General features: G+C 60.0%; 12 protein-coding genes. 5 read left to right on the plus strand and 7 right to left on the minus strand.

All coding sequences use genetic code 11. The features are described from left to right. Positions 1–25: 25 nt before the first annotated feature. The 5 genes from V6R85_RS15460 to V6R85_RS15480 form a co-directional block, all read right to left on the minus strand. Positions 26–1,276 (minus strand): cysteine desulfurase, encoded by a 1,251-nt coding sequence (locus V6R85_RS15460; protein ID WP_087744168.1) that lies wholly within the window; start codon positions 1,274–1,276, stop codon positions 26–28. Further along, positions 1,269–2,540 carry a Fe-S cluster assembly protein SufD gene (gene sufD / locus V6R85_RS15465; RefSeq protein ID WP_111796303.1) on the minus strand — a complete coding sequence of 424 codons (1,272 nt, stop codon included), beginning with the start codon at positions 2,538–2,540 and terminating at the stop codon, positions 1,269–1,271. Before sufD ends, V6R85_RS15460 begins: the two co-directional genes overlap by 8 nt. A gap of 24 nt (positions 2,541–2,564) precedes the next feature. Further along, entirely contained in the window at positions 2,565–3,320 is a 756-nt protein-coding gene (gene sufC, locus V6R85_RS15470; RefSeq protein WP_003507958.1) for a Fe-S cluster assembly ATPase SufC, read from the minus strand. Positions 3,321–3,392: 72 nt separating this feature from the next. Next, positions 3,393–4,862, minus strand: a complete 1,470-nt coding sequence (gene sufB / locus V6R85_RS15475) for a Fe-S cluster assembly protein SufB (protein WP_060726327.1) — start codon at positions 4,860–4,862, stop codon at positions 3,393–3,395. A gap of 197 nt (positions 4,863–5,059) precedes the next feature. Next, positions 5,060–6,229, minus strand: coding sequence for a cysteine desulfurase family protein (locus V6R85_RS15480; RefSeq protein ID WP_111834545.1), 1,170 nt, complete (start codon positions 6,227–6,229; stop codon positions 5,060–5,062). Positions 6,230–6,439: 210 nt separating this feature from the next. Here V6R85_RS15480 and V6R85_RS15485 point away from each other — a divergent pair, with 210 nt between their 5' ends. Continuing rightward, on the plus strand, positions 6,440–7,117 hold the full coding sequence (locus V6R85_RS15485; RefSeq protein ID WP_003507952.1) for an alpha/beta hydrolase: 678 nt from the start codon (positions 6,440–6,442) through the stop codon (positions 7,115–7,117). 241 nt (positions 7,118–7,358) lie between these two features. On the opposite strand, the gene V6R85_RS15490 is transcribed toward V6R85_RS15485, so the two are convergent. Continuing rightward, the gene (locus V6R85_RS15490) at positions 7,359–8,480 is read right to left on the minus strand and encodes an anhydro-N-acetylmuramic acid kinase (RefSeq protein WP_111834497.1); all 1,122 of its coding nucleotides are present in this window, start codon (positions 8,478–8,480) and stop codon (positions 7,359–7,361) included. A 200-nt stretch (positions 8,481–8,680) separates the two neighbouring features. Between V6R85_RS15490 and tyrS the strand changes: the two genes are divergently transcribed. Next, entirely contained in the window at positions 8,681–9,934 is a 1,254-nt protein-coding gene (gene tyrS, locus V6R85_RS15495; protein WP_111834498.1) for a tyrosine--tRNA ligase, read from the plus strand. A gap of 45 nt (positions 9,935–9,979) precedes the next feature. Here tyrS and V6R85_RS15500 read toward each other — a convergent pair whose 3' ends face one another. Next, on the minus strand, positions 9,980–13,363 hold the full coding sequence (locus tag V6R85_RS15500; protein ID WP_111834499.1) for a YhdP family protein: 3,384 nt from the start codon (positions 13,361–13,363) through the stop codon (positions 9,980–9,982). Positions 13,364–13,597: 234 nt separating this feature from the next. Here V6R85_RS15500 and bcp point away from each other — a divergent pair, with 234 nt between their 5' ends. The 3 genes from bcp (at position 13,598) to V6R85_RS15515 (ending at position 16,292) form a co-directional block, all read left to right on the plus strand. Continuing rightward, entirely contained in the window at positions 13,598–14,065 is a 468-nt protein-coding gene (gene bcp / locus V6R85_RS15505) for a thioredoxin-dependent thiol peroxidase (RefSeq protein WP_003507937.1), read from the plus strand. 14 nt (positions 14,066–14,079) lie between these two features. Beyond that, the gene (locus V6R85_RS15510) at positions 14,080–14,907 is read left to right on the plus strand and encodes a ferritin-like domain-containing protein (protein ID WP_003507936.1); all 828 of its coding nucleotides are present in this window, start codon (positions 14,080–14,082) and stop codon (positions 14,905–14,907) included. A gap of 86 nt (positions 14,908–14,993) precedes the next feature. Then, a complete protein-coding gene (locus V6R85_RS15515) occupies positions 14,994–16,292 on the plus strand; it encodes a M23 family metallopeptidase (protein WP_003507935.1) in 1,299 nt (432 codons plus the stop codon). Positions 16,293–16,354 lie beyond the last annotated feature (62 nt).

A 16,354-nucleotide genomic window follows, 5' to 3' on the forward strand; every position in this document is an offset into this window, starting at 1 on the left:
TCAATCCTGATCTCTTATTCCGATATCAGGCGAAAAATTTGCGCGCATATTCCAGCGCCTCAACAAGAGAGTCTACTTCGGCGCGGGTATTGTAAAGGCCGAACGATGCCCGGCATGTGGAGGTGACGCCGAACCGTTTCAAGAGCGGCATGGCGCAATGGGTGCCGGCGCGCACGGCAACGCCGCGCCGGTCGATCACCATCGAAACGTCATGGGCATGGATGCCCTCGAGCTCGAAGGAGAAGATGCCGCCCTTGTCAGGCGCATTGCCGATGATGCGCAGCGAATTGATCTCGCGCAGCCGCTCAGCGGCGTAAGCCGCAAGATCTGCCTCATGCGCGGCAATCGCGGCACGGCCGAGATTGTCCATATAATCAAGCGCGTAACCGAGACCGATGGCCTGCACGATCGGCGGCGTGCCGGCTTCGAAACGGTGCGGCGGCTCGTTATAGGTCACGTTGTCTTCGGAAACGTCGAGGATCATCTCCCCGCCGCCCTGGAACGGCCGCATCTCGCGCAAGCGGTCAGCCTTGCCGTAGAGCACGCCGATGCCCGAGGGACCGTAAAGCTTGTGGCCGGTCATGACGTACCAGTCGCAATCGATATCGCGCACGTCGACCGGCATGTGAACCGCGCCCTGAGAGCCATCGACAAGCACCGGAATGCCGCGCTCATGGGCGATGCGGCAGATTTCCTTGACCGGCACGATGGTGCCCAGCGCATTCGACATATGGGTGATGGCAACGAGCTTGGTGCGCTCCGTCAGGCTTTTTTCGAAAGCCTCGATATGGAACGCGCCGTCATCATCGACAGGCACCCAGACAAGCTTGGCGCCCTGCCGCTCGCGAATGAAATGCCACGGCACGATGTTGGAGTGATGTTCCATGATCGAGATGACGATCTCGTCGCCCTCGCCGATCTTTGGCATGCCGTAACCGTAAGCAACCGTATTGATCGCCTCGGTGGAGGATTTGGTGAAGACGATCTCGTCCACCGAACCGGCATTCAGGAAACGGCGCACCTTTTCGCGCGCCGCCTCATAGGCGTCGGTTGCGGCATTGGAGAGGAAATGCAGGCCACGATGCACATTCGCATATTCATTGGAATAGGCATGAGAAACGGCGTCGATTACCACCTGCGGTTTTTGAGCGGACGCGCCGTTGTCGAGATAGACCAGCGGCTTGCCATAGACCTCGCGCGACAGGATCGGGAAATCCTTCCGCACGGCTTCAACGTCATAAGGGGCCGCCAATGCGGCGCGTTCGCTCTCAGGCATGATGTTCCAGCCAGCCGGAGATGATAGTCTCCAGCGCCTCTACCAGATTTTCTTCTTCCAGTTCCTCGGCGATCTCAGCGACGAAGGCGTTGACAAGCATCGCCCGCGCCTTTGCCCGCGGCACGCCGCGCGCCATCAGATAATAGAGATGGTTGTCGTCAATATCGGCAACCGTCGCACCGTGACCGCACTGAACGTCGTCGGCGAAGATTTCAAGCTCCGGCTTTGCCGAGAACTCGCCATCGTCAGACATCAGCAGCGTATTACACGCCATCTTCGCATCGGTCTTCTGGGCATCGGGGGCAACCCGGATCATGCCCTGGAAAATGCCCTTTGCACGGTCGAAGACCACGTTGCGGAACACTTCCGTCGAGGTCGTGTTCGGCACGTTGTGGCCAAGAACCATCGTCACGTCGGTATGGGTTTCGCCGCCCAACAGGTTGACGCCGCGAACGATGAGGTCAGTACCCTCGCCGTCCACGTCGATGCGCAGTTCCTGCCGTACCAGCTTGCCGCCGGCATTGATGACGAACAGACGAATCTTGGCGTCCGCACCGATTTTCATGCGCAGCTGGCCAAGATGAATATCGGCCGCGCCCTGTTGCTGCAGGATGATCCAGGTCACTTCCGCACCGTCTTCGACAACGATGTCGGTGACGGAGGAAACCAGGGCGGCATCCGAAGTCACCGAAAGGTGACGCTCGATGACGGTCGCCTTGGAACCCTTGCCGAAGCGCACCGGGAAGCGGCTGTGAACCTGACCTGCGCCATGAATCGCCTGCAATTCGATCGGCTTTTCGATCTCGGCATCAGCGGGAATGTCGAGCATCAGGCCGTCGCGCACGAAGCTGCCGTTGATACGGCCGATCACGTCGTCCTTGCTGGCTTCCGCAAGGCCTGTGGCGGCCGAGCCGTCAAGCAGGCTCTCGGCAAAGCTGGAAACGCTGATGTCTTCGATCTTGCCGACATTGGCCGTGCCATGCAGCACGTAGGCGACGGACGAGCCGGCGACAACAGACGCCTGCTTTTCGATAACAGGTGCGGGCTGGTCCTCGGGAATGGCACGCAACAGGCTCTTGAGATCGGTATAGTGCCACGCCTCGATGCGGCGGGTCGGAAGACCGCCGGTCTTCAGATCGTCGAACAGCACGTCACGGGCGGCGACAACCGCACCATTGCCCGGCAATTCGCTGAACTTGGCGGTATAGGCGTCGATCAGCGCGGTTTCCGCTGGCGTCAGCCGATTGGTCGTTTGAATGTTCATGGACATCACCTCCTGGCCTCTGGCTTAGGCCGCTTCACCGATGATGTCGGCGTAACCATTGTTTTCCAGCTCCAGCGCCAGGGCCTTGTCGCCCGAACGGATGATCTTGCCCTTGTAAAGAACGTGAACGCTATCAGGCACGATGTAATCGAGCAGGCGCTGGTAGTGGGTGATGACGACAGTGGCGCGATCCGGCGACTTCAGCGCGTTGACGCCATCAGCCACGATCTTCAGCGCGTCGATGTCGAGGCCGCTATCGGTTTCGTCGAGAACGCAGAGCTTCGGCTCCAGCAGCGCCATCTGCAGGATTTCGGCGCGCTTCTTCTCACCGCCGGAGAACCCAACGTTCAGCGGACGCTTCAGCATGTCCATGTCGATCTTCAGGTCGCCGGCAGCTTCCTTGACGCGACGGATGAAGTCCGGCGTCGTCAGCTCGGCCTCGCCGCGCGCCTTGCGCTGCTCGTTCATAGCAACCTTGAGGAACTGCATGGTGGCAACACCGGGAATTTCGACCGGATACTGGAAGGCCAGGAAAATACCCTTGGCAGCGCGCTCGGCGGCATCCAGTTCCAGAATGCTTTCGCCGTTATAGAGGATGTCACCGGAGGTGACTTCATAGTCTTCGCGGCCCGACAGGATGTAGGACAGCGTCGACTTGCCGGAACCGTTCGGGCCCATGATGGCCGCAACTTCACCGGCAGCAACCTTCAGGTTGAGGCCCTTGATGATCTCGGTTTCGGTATCGGCGATCTTTGCGTGCAGGTCGATGATTTCAAGCATGGTTTTATCCTAAGAATAGTGTGAGCGAAGGTGCGCGAAACCGCGCACTCAAAGTGCGTATTCGTATGACGATCAGCCGACCGAACCTTCCAGCGAAATGCCGATCAGCTTCTGCGCTTCAACCGCAAATTCCATCGGCAGCTGCTGGATGACATCCTTCACGAAGCCGTTGACGATCAGTGCGATGGCCGACTCCTCGGGAATGCCGCGCTGCAGGCAATAGAACAGCTGGTCTTCGGAAATCTTCGACGTGGTCGCCTCATGCTCGAAATGAGCAGACGAGTTCTTCGCCTCGATATAGGGCACGGTATGGGCACCGCACTTGTCGCCGATCAGAAGCGAGTCGCACTGCGTGAAGTTGCGCGTGTTGGTCGCCTTGCGGTGAGCCGAGACCTGGCCGCGATAGACGTTTTCCGAGAAACCGGCGGCAATGCCCTTGGCGATGATGCGGCTCGACGTGTTCTTGCCGAGATGGATCATCTTGGTGCCACTGTCGATCTGCTGATGGCCGTTGGAAACCGCAATCGAATAGAATTCGCCACGGCTGTCGTCGCCGCGCAAAATGCAGGACGGGTATTTCCAGGTGATGGCAGAACCGGTTTCAACCTGCGTCCACGAGATCTTCGAACGGTCGCCACGGCAATCGCCGCGCTTGGTCACGAAGTTGTAGATGCCGCCCTTGCCGTCCTTGTCGCCCGGATACCAGTTCTGGACTGTGGAATATTTGATTTCGGCATCGTCGAGTGCCACGAGTTCGACCACGGCGGCGTGAAGCTGGTTCTCGTCGCGCTGCGGCGCGGTGCAGCCTTCCAGATAGGAGACGTAGGCGCCTTCTTCGGCGATGATCAGCGTGCGTTCAAACTGGCCGGTGTTCTTTTCGTTGATGCGGAAATAGGTGGAAAGCTCCATCGGGCACCGCACGCCCTTCGGCACGAACACGAAGGAACCGTCGGTAAAGACAGCCGAGTTCAGCGTCGCGTAGAAATTGTCAGTCGTCGGAACGACCGAGCCGAGATATTTCTTCACCAGATCCGGGTGCTCGCGAACGGCTTCGGAAATCGACATGAAGATCACGCCGGCCTTGGCCAGTTCCGCCTTGAAGGTGGTGACGACGGACACGCTGTCGAACACCGCATCCACGGCCACGCGGCGGTTTTCCACGCCGGCCAGGAGTTCCTGTTCCTTCAGCGGAATGCCGAGCTTCTCGTAAACCTTCAGCAGTTCCGGATCGACCTCGTCCAGCGACTTCGGGCCGGGGGTGCTTTTCGGTGCGGCATAATAATAGAGATCGTTGAAGTCGATCTTGGGATAGCTGACGCGCGCCCATGTCGGCTCTTCCATCGTCAGCCAGCGCTTGTAAGCCTCAAGACGCCATTCCAGCATCCATTCCGGCTCCTGCTTCTTGGCCGAGATGAAGCGGATAACCTCTTCCGAAAGGCCCTTCGGGGCCTTGTCGACTTCGATCTGTGTCTCGAAGCCGTATTTATACTGGTCCACATCGATCTGGCGGACCTGATCGATCGTTTCCTGAACCGCTGCCATGTCGTTCTCCAATCTCGCCGGAGCCAAGGTCCGGTGGCTTGTCAACGTATCAAGGCGGAAAGCCGCCTTATCCATCTTCGGGCAAATCGTCCGTGCCGCATAAACGGGCGGAGCTTATACCCATGTAAGTGCGGGATGGCGCTTTTCACACATCCCGGCAAGCGGAAAATTGCTATTCCGCAATTCTTTGCCGCATTTTACGCGGCCTGACCGGCCAGCTTGCGCCGCCCGGCAATTTTCGTAAACGCCGCAAGCGTGCGTTCAATATCTGCCTCATCAGTCGCGTGGCCAAGGGAAATCCTCAGTGCGCCGAGCTTGGGGTCGCGCCCCATCGCCGTCAGCACATGGCTTTCCCCCACCTTGCCGGAAGAGCAGGCCGAACCGGCCGAGAGCGCGATGCCTTCTATATCAAAGGCGATCTGGCCCGTCTCCGCCTTCAAACCGGGCAAGGTGAAAAACGTGGTATTGCCGACACGGCCGACATCCTCACCGTAGATGATCACGTCAGGCGCGACTGCCCGCATGCCGTCTTCCAGCCTTGCGCGCAGCGCTGCAAGACGCGTCGCTTCGGTCTCGAGGTTTTGCGCAGCAATAGCGGCGGCGGCACCGAAACCGATGACCGACAGGGTATTTTCAGTACCGGAACGATGTCCCTTTTCCTGGCCACCACCATGGATCAGCGGCTTTGGCATCATCACCTCGCCGCGGGACACCAGCGCCCCAGCACCCTTCGGGCCACCAAGCTTGTGGGACGAGATCACAAGGAAATCGGCATCCAATGCATTGATATCGAGCGGAACGCGGCCAGCAGCCTGCACGGCATCGACAACCATCAATCCCCCTGCTGCATGTGCAAGCCGCGCCGCTTCAGCCACCGGCTGAAGAATGCCGGTCTCATTATTGACCAGCATGCAGGCGACCATCGGCAGACCAGTGGACTTGTCGTGCGCAGACAGCAGAGCCTCAAGGGCCGCAAGATCGATGACACCCGCTGACGTAACGGGAATTTCCGTAACGTCAGCCTTGCCGAACCGGCCTCCTTCACGAAAAGCGGGGTGTTCGATCGCCGAAACGTAAAGACGACCATAGCGTACGGGAGCGCGCCCCATCCTGAAATCCGGCGTCAGCACCAGATTGGCCGCTTCCGTCGCCCCGCTGGTAAAGGTGACGTGGGATGCCTGTGCGCCGCAAAGCACCGCCACATCACGACGGGCAGCCTCAACGGCCGCGCGGGCGGCACGCCCTTCCCGGTGCACGGAGGACGGGTTGCCGGCAATCTCCAGCGCGGAGACGAGAACCTCCCGCACGGCGGGCAAAAGCGGCGCCGTGGCGTTCCAGTCCATATATGTGCGCGTCAAACCCGTCATCGCGGAATAGTTTCGCTCAATCTTAATTGCGCCAAAACGCATTTTTCTTGAAATTACAGTTGCGCTTGCCTTATGACACGACCGAGTGCTTAAGCACACGCAAAGTTTCGAATTATTCTAAACTGCGTTCTAGAAAAGATGACACAGTTCGTCAAGTCTTCTCATCGGAAGAATGCGGTTGGAGAATGAAAAAACACGACCGGAGTACCAATGCCCGAAGTCATTTTTAACGGCCCTGCGGGTCGCCTCGAAGGCCGTTATCAACCCTCCAAGGAAAAGAGCGCGCCGATAGCGATCATCCTTCATCCGCATCCGCAGTTCGGCGGCACGATGAACAACCAGATCGTCTATCAGCTGTTCTATCTTTTCCAGAAGCGCGGCTTCACCACGCTCCGGTTCAATTTCCGCTCGATCGGCCGCAGCCAGGGCGAATTCGACCATGGTGCTGGCGAGCTTTCCGACGCCGCTTCCGCTCTCGACTGGGTGCAGAGCCTGCATCCGGATTCGAAGAGCTGCTGGGTTGCCGGTTATTCCTTCGGCGCCTGGATCGGCATGCAGCTTCTGATGCGCCGTCCGGAAATCGAGGGCTTCATGTCGATTGCGCCGCAGCCCAACACCTACGACTTCTCCTTCCTCGCCCCCTGCCCGTCTTCCGGCCTCATCATCAACGGCGATGCCGACAAGGTCGCGCCAGAGAAGGATGTGAACGGTCTGGTCGAAAAGCTGAAGACCCAGAAGGGCATCCTCATCACCCACCGCACCCTTCCCGGCGCCAACCACTTCTTCAACGGCAAGGTTGATGAGCTGATGAGCGAATGCGAGGACTACCTCGACCGCCGCCTGAATGGCGAACTGGTTCCGGAACCGGCAGCGAAGCGTATTCGCTGATAAGCCGCGCATCGTCGGGGCAGGTCTTGATCTAGCTACAGTGATCGACGGCGGGCTTGGCTTACCCCCCTCTGCCCTGCCGGGCATCTCCCCCTCAAGGGGGGAGATCAGCCAGACGCCTGCTCTTTACCTAAGCTGCTACGTTCAAGGTGGCCGATAGGTCGCCACGATTCGATCTCCCCCCTTGAGGGGGAGATGCCCGGCAGGGCAGAGGGGGGTGAGCCACACCCGCCGTCGTCTATTACGCCCTCACCAAAACCCCACCCGTCACCGGCTCATTCACACCCGTCGTTCCGGGGTAGGTCAGCGGCAAGCCTTTAAGCGATCGCACGGCCAGATAGGCCCAGGCCTCCGCCTCCATCGCCCCGCCATCGAAACCCGCCTCTTCCGCCGCAATCACCCGCGCGCCCACCTTTGCGGCAAGGCTCGCGAATTCTTCCATAATCACCGGGTTGAGACGCCCGCCACCGCAGACCACATAGGTTTTTGCTTCTTCCGGCAGATAGCTCGCCGATTTGAGGATTGCAGCGCCCGTCAGATGCGACAGCGTGCGCGCGCCGTCGGCAAACGAGGCCTCGCCCTTTTGCGGTGGCACAAAATCGCTGCGATCAAGGGAGCGGCGGATATTGGCCGAGAAGAACGGGCTTTCCATGTAGCGGGTGACGAGCGAGGCAACGACACTGCCGCCCGCCGCCGTCCTGCCACCCTTGTCGAAGGCTTTCCCCGTATGCGCCTCGATCCACTGGTCGATCAACATGTTGCCGGGACCGCTGTCGAAAGCGGCAAGTCGCCCTCCTTCGCCGATATAGGTAAGGTTGGATATGCCACCAATATTGACGAAGACGGCAGGCGTTTCGAACTCTGCCGGCAGATTGGCGGAGAGCGCCATGTGATAGGCGGGAATGAGCGGCGCGCCCTGCCCGCCATGTACCATGTCGTTCGCCCGCATGTCGTAAACCACATCGATGCCGGTTTCTTCAGCCAGAAGCGCGCCGTCGCCGATCTGCACGGTCAGCGCCTCATCCGGGCGGTGCAGCACCGTCTGGCCATGAAAACCGATCACATCGATATCGCCGGCTTCAAGCCGGTGACGGTGGAGGAAGGATTTGACCGCCGCGGTATGGGCAAGCGTCAGCTTGCGCTCTGCCTCACCAAGATCGCCGGGACGCTCGCGCCGTTCGCGAATGGATTTGGCTGTCACAAGCGCCTTCTGCCAGATGGCCCGCAGGCCCGGATCATAGGGGAAATAACCGCTCGGCCCGTGCCGCACCACGCTTTCGCCATCCGTGCGCAACAGGGCGATATCGATGCCGTCCATCGATGTCCCGCTCATCAGCCCGATCGCCGTTTTGACCTCGCCCATGCGCCGCTCCCCTTCAATATCGAATCATGATGACGTGAATCGCCGTTATTCATGGCCGAAACGGGTGCACATTTCAAAAAACAATGATAAAGCCGCGTCGTTCATTGGCTGCTTACGGCATTGTGGAGCGTCCTTTGCGCGTCCGAAAGGACGTGCGGCGCTCCAGCGACGGCAAAGATCAAACCAGAAAGTAAAAGGTTATGTCCAGGTTCAAGTCCGATTTCCTCCGCACGCTCGATGAGCGCGGCTTCATTCACCAGATCTCCGATGAGGCAGGTCTCGACGAACTGTTCGCCAAGGAAACCGTGACCGCCTATATCGGCTATGACCCGACGGCTTCGAGTTTGCATGTCGGCCACCTCACCCAGATCATGATGCTGCACTGGATGCAGAAGACCGGCCATCAGCCGATTTCCCTGATGGGCGGCGGCACCGGCATGGTCGGCGACCCCTCCTTCAAGGAAGAGGCCCGCAAGCTGATGACGATCGACATGATCGAGGACAACATCACCTCGCTCAAGCACGTCTTTGCCAACTACCTCGATTATGACCGCGCTGAGAACCCGGCACTGATGATCAACAATGCCGACTGGCTGCGTGGACTCAACTACCTCGAATTCCTGCGCGACGTCGGCCGCCACTTCTCGGTCAACCGCATGCTGTCCTTCGACAGCGTGAAGACGCGCCTCGACCGCGAGCAGTCGCTGTCCTTCCTCGAATTCAATTACATGATCCTCCAGGCCTACGATTTCGTGGAGCTGAACCAGCGTACCGGCTGCCGCCTGCAGATGGGCGGCTCTGACCAGTGGGGCAACATCATCAACGGCATCGACCTCGGTCACCGAATGGGGACACCGCAGCTTTACGCGCTGACCTCGCCGCTGCTCACCACCTCCTCCGGTGCGAAAATGGGCAAGTCGGCATCGGGCGCCGTGTGGCTGAACAAGGACCTGCTGCCGGTCTATGATTTCTGGCAGTACTGGCGCAACATGGAAGATGCGGATGTCGTTCGCTTCGCGAAGCTCTTCACGACGCTTCCGATGGATGAGATCGCCCGTCTGGCAGCACTCGGCGGATCGGAGATCAACGAGGCGAAGAAAATCCTCGCGACCGAAGTAACGGCGATCCTGCATGGCCGCGCCGCTGCGGAAGAAGCTGCCGAAACCGCGCGCAAGACCTTTGAGGAAGGCGCGCTCGCCGAAAACCTGCCCTCCATCGAGGTTCCGGCATCCGAACTCGAAGCCGGCGTCGGCGTTCTCTCGCTCATCGTGCGCGCCGGTCTCGCCGGTTCGAACGGCGAGGCCCGCCGCCATGTTCAGGGCGGCGCGGTGAAGATCAACGACATCGGCGTTTCCGATGAGCGTCAGAACGTTGGTTCCGGTGAAGTGACCGGCGACGGCGTCATCAAGCTCTCGGTCGGCAAGAAGAAGCACGTGCTGGTTCGCCCGGCGTAACGCCCGCGCTAAAGCTGTTATTGAGGGCCGCGAAAGCGGCCCTTTTTATTGGAATTCGAAGATCTGCCGGAAGACGCCGGGCGCGATCAACGACAGCGGATTGATCGTCAGCTTCGGCTGGTCCGTCTGGCCTGACAGTTTGAAGGTAATGCCGAGCAGACCCCGGTCACGGCCATTGCCAAGGAAGATGCCGATAAACGGCAGTTCCCCGAACAGCCGGTTCAGGCCATAGGCAGGCATGAAGGTGCCGGTCATGTCCATGCGGCCGCTCTGGTCCTTCAAGAGCCCCTGGAATGTCGCGCCGATCTGTTCACCGCGCACGACGCCGTTTTCCACCGCCACCGAACCGTTGACATAAACGAGGCGGGCAAAACCGCGCTGGAATTTTTCCGAACTGACATCGATATTGCGGCGCACCGCATTGTTGAGGCTCCTGCCGTCCTCACCCGTCGGTGTGGCGACGATGTCCTGCAGCTTGGCTTCGTTGACGACGGCAAAATTGCGCAGGTCGAGCGAGCCACTCCAGTCGCTGCCATTGGACGTCGTCAGCGCAAGATTGAGCAGGCCGCCGCGGATGCGGCTGTAGATATTGGCAAAACGGGCGAGCGAACCCGCATCGCTGCTGGTCAGCGTTACGGTTCCCGTCGCCCCGCGATTGGTGGTCTGGGCGACGACCGCCTGGCCGTTGCCGGTGACACCGCGGAAATCAACCGAGCGTACCTTGCCGTCCCGCACGCTGACATCGGCGCTGACATTGCCGAGGATTTCGTCGTTGAAACCGTAAACCTTGTCGAACTGCGCCTTGACGGAAAGTGTGGGCTGCGAGCGGGATGCGCCGTCGCTGCCGCTGGAGGGGCTGCGCAGCTTCGAAATGAAGGGCCTGAGATCGGCGGATTTGCCCGATGCATTGATGATATAGCCGTTCTTCGACGCGGCGACCGAAACGGCGTAATTGTCGGAGGGCGAGAGTTGCACGCGGCTGAGATCGGCGGAAATCAGCCCGTTCTTGCTGAAGGCGATATCGCCGGCAGCGCCGAAACCGTCACCATCGAGTGAGAAGTCGCTGATCGTCGTGCGCCCATCAGCCACTTCCATGGTCAAGGTGGCATTGGCGGGAATGCCGATACCCTTGCTCCAGCCGAGCCCGGGCAGAATGATCGACGCCTTGGTCAGATCAAGCCGGATGTCCTGGCGTTTGGGGTCAGCGCCGTCGATTTCGATCGCCGTCGTGCCGCCGAGGACCGTGGACAGTTCAGGGGCGAGCTTGGCGACCTGCGTCTCATTGAGGGTTGCCTTCAGCGACAGTGTCGGCGCGATATCGCTCTTCTTGCGCACCGGCTCCGTCATCACGATGTCCATCGGCACGTCGTCCACGCGGCCCTTGCCCTCCAGTTTGAGCTGGCGGTCGTCCAACGTCATGAAGCCGTCGAGAGCGGTCACCTTGTGGCCGGCGAAGGGCTTCGTCAGCGACAGGTTTTTCAGGTCGAGATCGGCCGTCCAGACCGGCGGCGGCGGGTTGTGGCTGGAAAGCAGGCCAACGGTGAGATTCGCGTGGGCTTTGACATCACCGGTGAAATCTTCCGGTTTGAACTGCGTGTCCTTGAGCGCATTGATGGGTTTGAGTGTCGCAAGCTCGGCCACGGCGTCGGCCGAACCTGAAACGTTCAACTCGAGATTTCCGAGCAGCGGCTTGTCGTAAACAGCGGAAATGAGAAAGCGGCTGTTCTCCAGCGCGAGCGAGCGGTTCGACGGGAAATAGGTGGTGCCCTGCTTGATATCGACGGCCATCTTGCCGCCGACAAGGTCAAAATGCGCATCGACATCGCGCAACGGTGGAATGTCGCCGGTGGTATTGAGACGCGTATCATCGATATCGAAGCGGATCTGCATTTCGCTTTCGCCCAGCACCAGAGGGCAGCCGGGGCCGCACATCCGTCCCTGCGGGATGAAGATCGCGATTGAACCATTGGTTACGGTGCCGCCGTAAAGATTGGATACCACCCAGTCGCGTGGTTTGTGCGCCATCCAGAACGGCCAGAGCTGCTTGACCGCCGTGGCCTCCATCTTCGGAATCTGTCCGCCGAAACTGATTTCCGGCGACCCCTGGCCGAACCGGATTTTCAGCGATCCCGCCATGTCTCCGAGCGGGCCCGAGACATAAAGCGCGGGAACATCAAGCTGTTTCGTCGCCGCCGTGAAATGCCCGTCCGCCTTCAGGCTGAAAGGAACTGGGGCCTCCCCCGAAGCTTCGGACGAAGCAACGCCATTGTCGATCCGCAACGAAAGACCGAAGCCGTCTTCCGTATCGCTGATTTCACCGGCGACCGGAATAATAGTCCGGCCGAGCTCCAGCCGCGAATTGTCGATGACGAGGGTGCTTTTTGCAAAGTCATAATGCGCATTGACGGTGCCTGCCGTGAAGGTCTGGGCTTCGCCGCCAATCCGAAGCGTGCCGTTGCCCATGCCGAGGGAAACGTCCAGGCGCGGCTCCTGCCCCTGCGTGGCCCGCCGGGCGACAATGTTGACGCCGGTCTTGACGTTCAGGCCCTCATGAAGATTGCCGTCGGGATCGTATTTTTCCAGGAACGGGCCGATATCGAAACCGTCGATGCGGGCCTCGAAGCCGTTGATCACACCGCCCGCGCCGGAGGTTTTGAGCGACACGCTGGCAATTTCACCGTTAAACAGCGTTTCGCCATTAAGCGAATAGCCGCCCTGCTGATCCGGCGTCAGCGACAATTCGCGCACTTCGATTGTACGCGGCTTGCCGAGTTCGCCGGGCGGCAGGTGAACCGAAACGCTAGAGATATCGATCTCCTCGGTTCCGCTGCTCAGGAAAGCCTGGGCGAGCTTGTCGAGCTGTCCGAAGGCATCCTGCAATTGCTGCGGCACGGCGTCGAGCTTGACGCTGGTGAGATCGAACCCGTTACCCTTGGGCAAAAGCGCGGTATCGAGCTCCATCCCGTCAGCTTCGAGGCTTTGCACCGAGACACGGCCGGTCAGAAGCGCAAGCGGATCGAGCGCCATGCCGATCGCCCGCGCCCGGCTCAGATGCTGGCCGGATTCCTTCTCAACGATATCCACGTCCTCAGCCACCAGCGCAAGGCGCAGCCCGGTGGAAAACCTGATAGCCGAAGAACCGATCCGTGCGCTGTAGTGTGGACCGAGCGCCTTTTCCAGCGCCTGCTGCGCCTGGCTGGAAAGCGTCGCATCGATCGATCCGGTCTCGACGGAAAGAATGATGCCGCCGATGGAGAGGAAGGCCAGCACGAAAAGCGCCGCGAAAATCTTGACGAAGGCTCGCACCATGGAGCGCGGCGCGGGGCAATGAACGATGATGGGATCTTCGGCCTGCGCCGAAGGAAGATCATGCAGCGCAATGATATCACGCCTGCCGAACTTGACCTTTTCACCCCTGACTTCAGCCATACGCCCTTGTTTGCCCTTGAATAGCTTTTGTTTCGCCGCAACACCGGAGCGGATGGCGAAAAGTATAAGCGGTTTCCGTCTGGAATCCCGCTCTAATTCTTTAGCCCAGATCATGATTGAGATTTAAGATCGTTTCGACCTCAAATCTCAATCATGATCTGGACGACGCGCGGTTTCGCTATATATCGAATGTGGCGACTTTCACTCAACATCCCGGCGAAAGAAAGGTAGATTATGACAGACTTGACGATTGGCGGCACCGCTCCCGATTTTACTTTGCCCCGTAACGGTGAAGGGACGGTGACGTTGTCCAAACTGCAAGGCAAGGCCGTCATCCTCTATTTCTACCCGAAGGACGACACATCGGGCTGCACCGCCGAAGCCATCGACTTCAGCGCGCTGGGCGGCGAATTCGAGGCAGCCAACGCCGTCGTCATCGGCATTTCGCCCGACAGCGTCAAAAGTCACGACAAATTCGCGGCAAAACACGCGCTCTCCGTCATGCTGGCCGCCGATGAGGAGAAGAAGGTGGTGGAAGCCTACGGCGTCTGGAAGGAAAAAAGCATGTATGGCAAAAAATACATGGGTGTCGAACGCACCACCTTCCTCATCGCGCCGGATGGAAAAATCGCGGAAGTCTGGAACAAGGTGAAGGTCGCGGGTCACGCGCAGGCCGTTCTTGAGGCCGTGAAAAAACTCTGAGGGACCAATCCGTCGTGACGCCCCCGTTCAAGATCATTTCGCTCCGAGGCGGCGCGACGGATGCCATCGTGAGCGCCGATCTCGACAGAAAAACCGCGCTAGCGCAGGAAACGGCGACGCGCTGGTTTGCACGCCGCCTGTCGCTGCGCTCCCCGCTCGACCCGCCGCTGCCCGAACGTCCGGGCAGGCCCGAGAAGCCGGAACTCGTGTCGCCAACCGCCGTGGAACGCCGCTCGCTCCATAGCGTCAAGGGACGGATCGCGCTGCTGCATGCCATCGCCCATATCGAACTCAACGCCGTCGATCTCGCACTCGACATCGTCGCCCGATATGCCAGCGAGCCCGTGCCGCATTCCTTTTTCGATGGCTGGATGCAGGTCGCCTTCGAAGAGGCAAAACATTTCCGGCTGGTGCGCGACCGCCTGAGAAGCCTCGGCGCCGACTACGGCGATCTGCCCGCCCATGACGGGCTCTGGCAGGCAGCTCATTCCACCCGCAACGATCTCACCGCACGGCTGGCGGTCGTCCCGCTCATCCTGGAAGCGCGCGGACTGGACGTCACCCCTTCCCTGCAGGCAAGGATGCGCGAGACCGGCGACCTCGAAAGCGCCGCCGTTCTCGACGTCATCTATAATGATGAAAAGGGCCATGTCGCCATCGGCGCGAAATGGTTCCGGTTCCTGTGCGCGCGTGAGAAGAAGGATCCGGCCGCAACTTTCAGGCAGCTGGTGCGCGCCAATTTCCGCGGCCCGCTGAAACCGCCCTTCAACGACCTTGCCCGAGCCGAGGCGGGTCTTACGCCTTCGTTTTACCGCTCGCTGACCGCCGTCAGCAATAGCTGACACCCGCAACTCACCTCCGGCAAAACTTCGTTAACCTTAACGAATTATGATTTCCCTTAAGAAATCGGCCAGTCCGGAGAGAGATTGTGACTGATACGGCGGAAAACCGGGTATTCGGCAAAAAGCGTGAGCCGCACGTGCTCATTCTCGCGCGCGGCGACAGGGTGCGGCACATGACCATCCGGCCGTGGATGGCGGCGCTTGCCGGCTGCACGATCGGCCTGTTTTCACTCGGCTATCTTGGCGCCACAAGCTATCTCATCTTGCGTGACGACCTGATCGGCGCGACCATGGCGCGCCAGACCCGCATGCAGAACGACTATGAAGACCGCATCGCGGCGCTGAGGGCACAGGTGGACCGTGTCACTTCCCGGCAGCTGCTCGATCAGCAGGTTGTTGAAAAGAAAGTGGAAAAGCTGCTGGAACAGCAGGCGGCGCTAACCTCGCGGCACGGCCGCATGAGTGAATTGCTGGAGCGCGCCGAAAATTCCGGCATCGCCGCCTCCCCGGCCGCGCCCTCGTCTCTTTCGAACGCCATGGCGCCGGAAAAACGCGCTGACCTCTCCGGCGGCCTTTCGGCCATTGAAAAGCTGATGGCGCCACGCAGGCCACAGGCGGAAAAGCCCGCCACATCAGACAGACGCGCCGCGTATGTACCCGAAGCCGGCGAAACGCCATCCGATCGGGCCGATCGGGTGTTCTCTAAGGTGACACTGTCGCTGAAGGATATCGAACGCCAGCAGATATCGCGCATAGCCAGACTGACCAGCGACGCCGAAGACAAGGCGAACGCGATGCAGGACATCATCCGGCAGGCGGGCCTGAAAATCGAGGAAAGCGGCACGAACGACATAGGCGGCCCCTATGCCGATCCCGAGCGCGGTGAAGGCGATCCCTTCAACCTGTCGCTTACCAATCTCGACAATGCCCTGAACAGGCTCGACATCGTCAAGGAAACCGCAACCGCCCTGCCCTTCGGCAACCCTGCTCCCGGCCGGGCGATCACAAGCCGATTCGGCAACCGGATGGATCCGTTTCTCGGCCGCCCGGCCCTGCATACCGGCATCGATTTTCGCGCCGAGACCGGTGCTGACGTCAAATCCACCGGCGCGGGCAAGGTGACGGTGGCGGAAAACTCAGGCGGCTACGGCAATATGGTTGAGATCGATCACGGTCAGGGGGTTTCGACGCGATTCGGCCATCTCTCCGCCATTCTGGTGAAAGCCGGCGACAAGGTCGAAGCAGGCGACGTCATTGGCCGTGCCGGCAGCACCGGTCGCTCCACCGGTCCGCATGTGCATTATGAGGTGCGCCGCAACGATACGCCTGTTGATCCCATGCGGTTCCTGATCGCTGGAACGGAACTCAAAACCTATTTAAAATAGCAGCACGATTTTAATGCTTTTTTTGCGCTTTTCACGATAAATCGCTGAAATCTGCACCAAAG

Source organism: Agrobacterium sp. CCNWLW32 (genome assembly GCF_037083425.1).
GTDB lineage: Bacteria > Pseudomonadota > Alphaproteobacteria > Rhizobiales > Rhizobiaceae > Agrobacterium > Agrobacterium radiobacter.

Excerpts from the sequence above, each read along its gene's own strand:
- V6R85_RS15460 (WP_087744168.1), bottom strand. The coding sequence starts at position 1,276 with ATGCCTGAGAGCGAACGCGCCGCATTGGCGGCCCCTTATGACGTTGAA.
- sufD (WP_111796303.1), bottom strand. The coding sequence starts at position 2,540 with ATGAACATTCAAACGACCAATCGGCTGACGCCAGCGGAAACCGCGCTG.
- sufC (WP_003507958.1), bottom strand. The coding sequence starts at position 3,320 with ATGCTTGAAATCATCGACCTGCACGCAAAGATCGCCGATACCGAAACC.
- sufB (WP_060726327.1), bottom strand. The coding sequence starts at position 4,862 with ATGGCAGCGGTTCAGGAAACGATCGATCAGGTCCGCCAGATCGATGTG.
- V6R85_RS15480 (WP_111834545.1), bottom strand. The coding sequence starts at position 6,229 with ATGACGGGTTTGACGCGCACATATATGGACTGGAACGCCACGGCGCCG.
- V6R85_RS15485 (WP_003507952.1), top strand. The coding sequence starts at position 6,440 with ATGCCCGAAGTCATTTTTAACGGCCCTGCGGGTCGCCTCGAAGGCCGT.
- V6R85_RS15490 (WP_111834497.1), bottom strand. The coding sequence starts at position 8,480 with ATGGGCGAGGTCAAAACGGCGATCGGGCTGATGAGCGGGACATCGATG.
- tyrS (WP_111834498.1), top strand. The coding sequence starts at position 8,681 with ATGTCCAGGTTCAAGTCCGATTTCCTCCGCACGCTCGATGAGCGCGGC.
- V6R85_RS15500 (WP_111834499.1), bottom strand. The coding sequence starts at position 13,363 with ATGGCTGAAGTCAGGGGTGAAAAGGTCAAGTTCGGCAGGCGTGATATC.
- bcp (WP_003507937.1), top strand. The coding sequence starts at position 13,598 with ATGACAGACTTGACGATTGGCGGCACCGCTCCCGATTTTACTTTGCCC.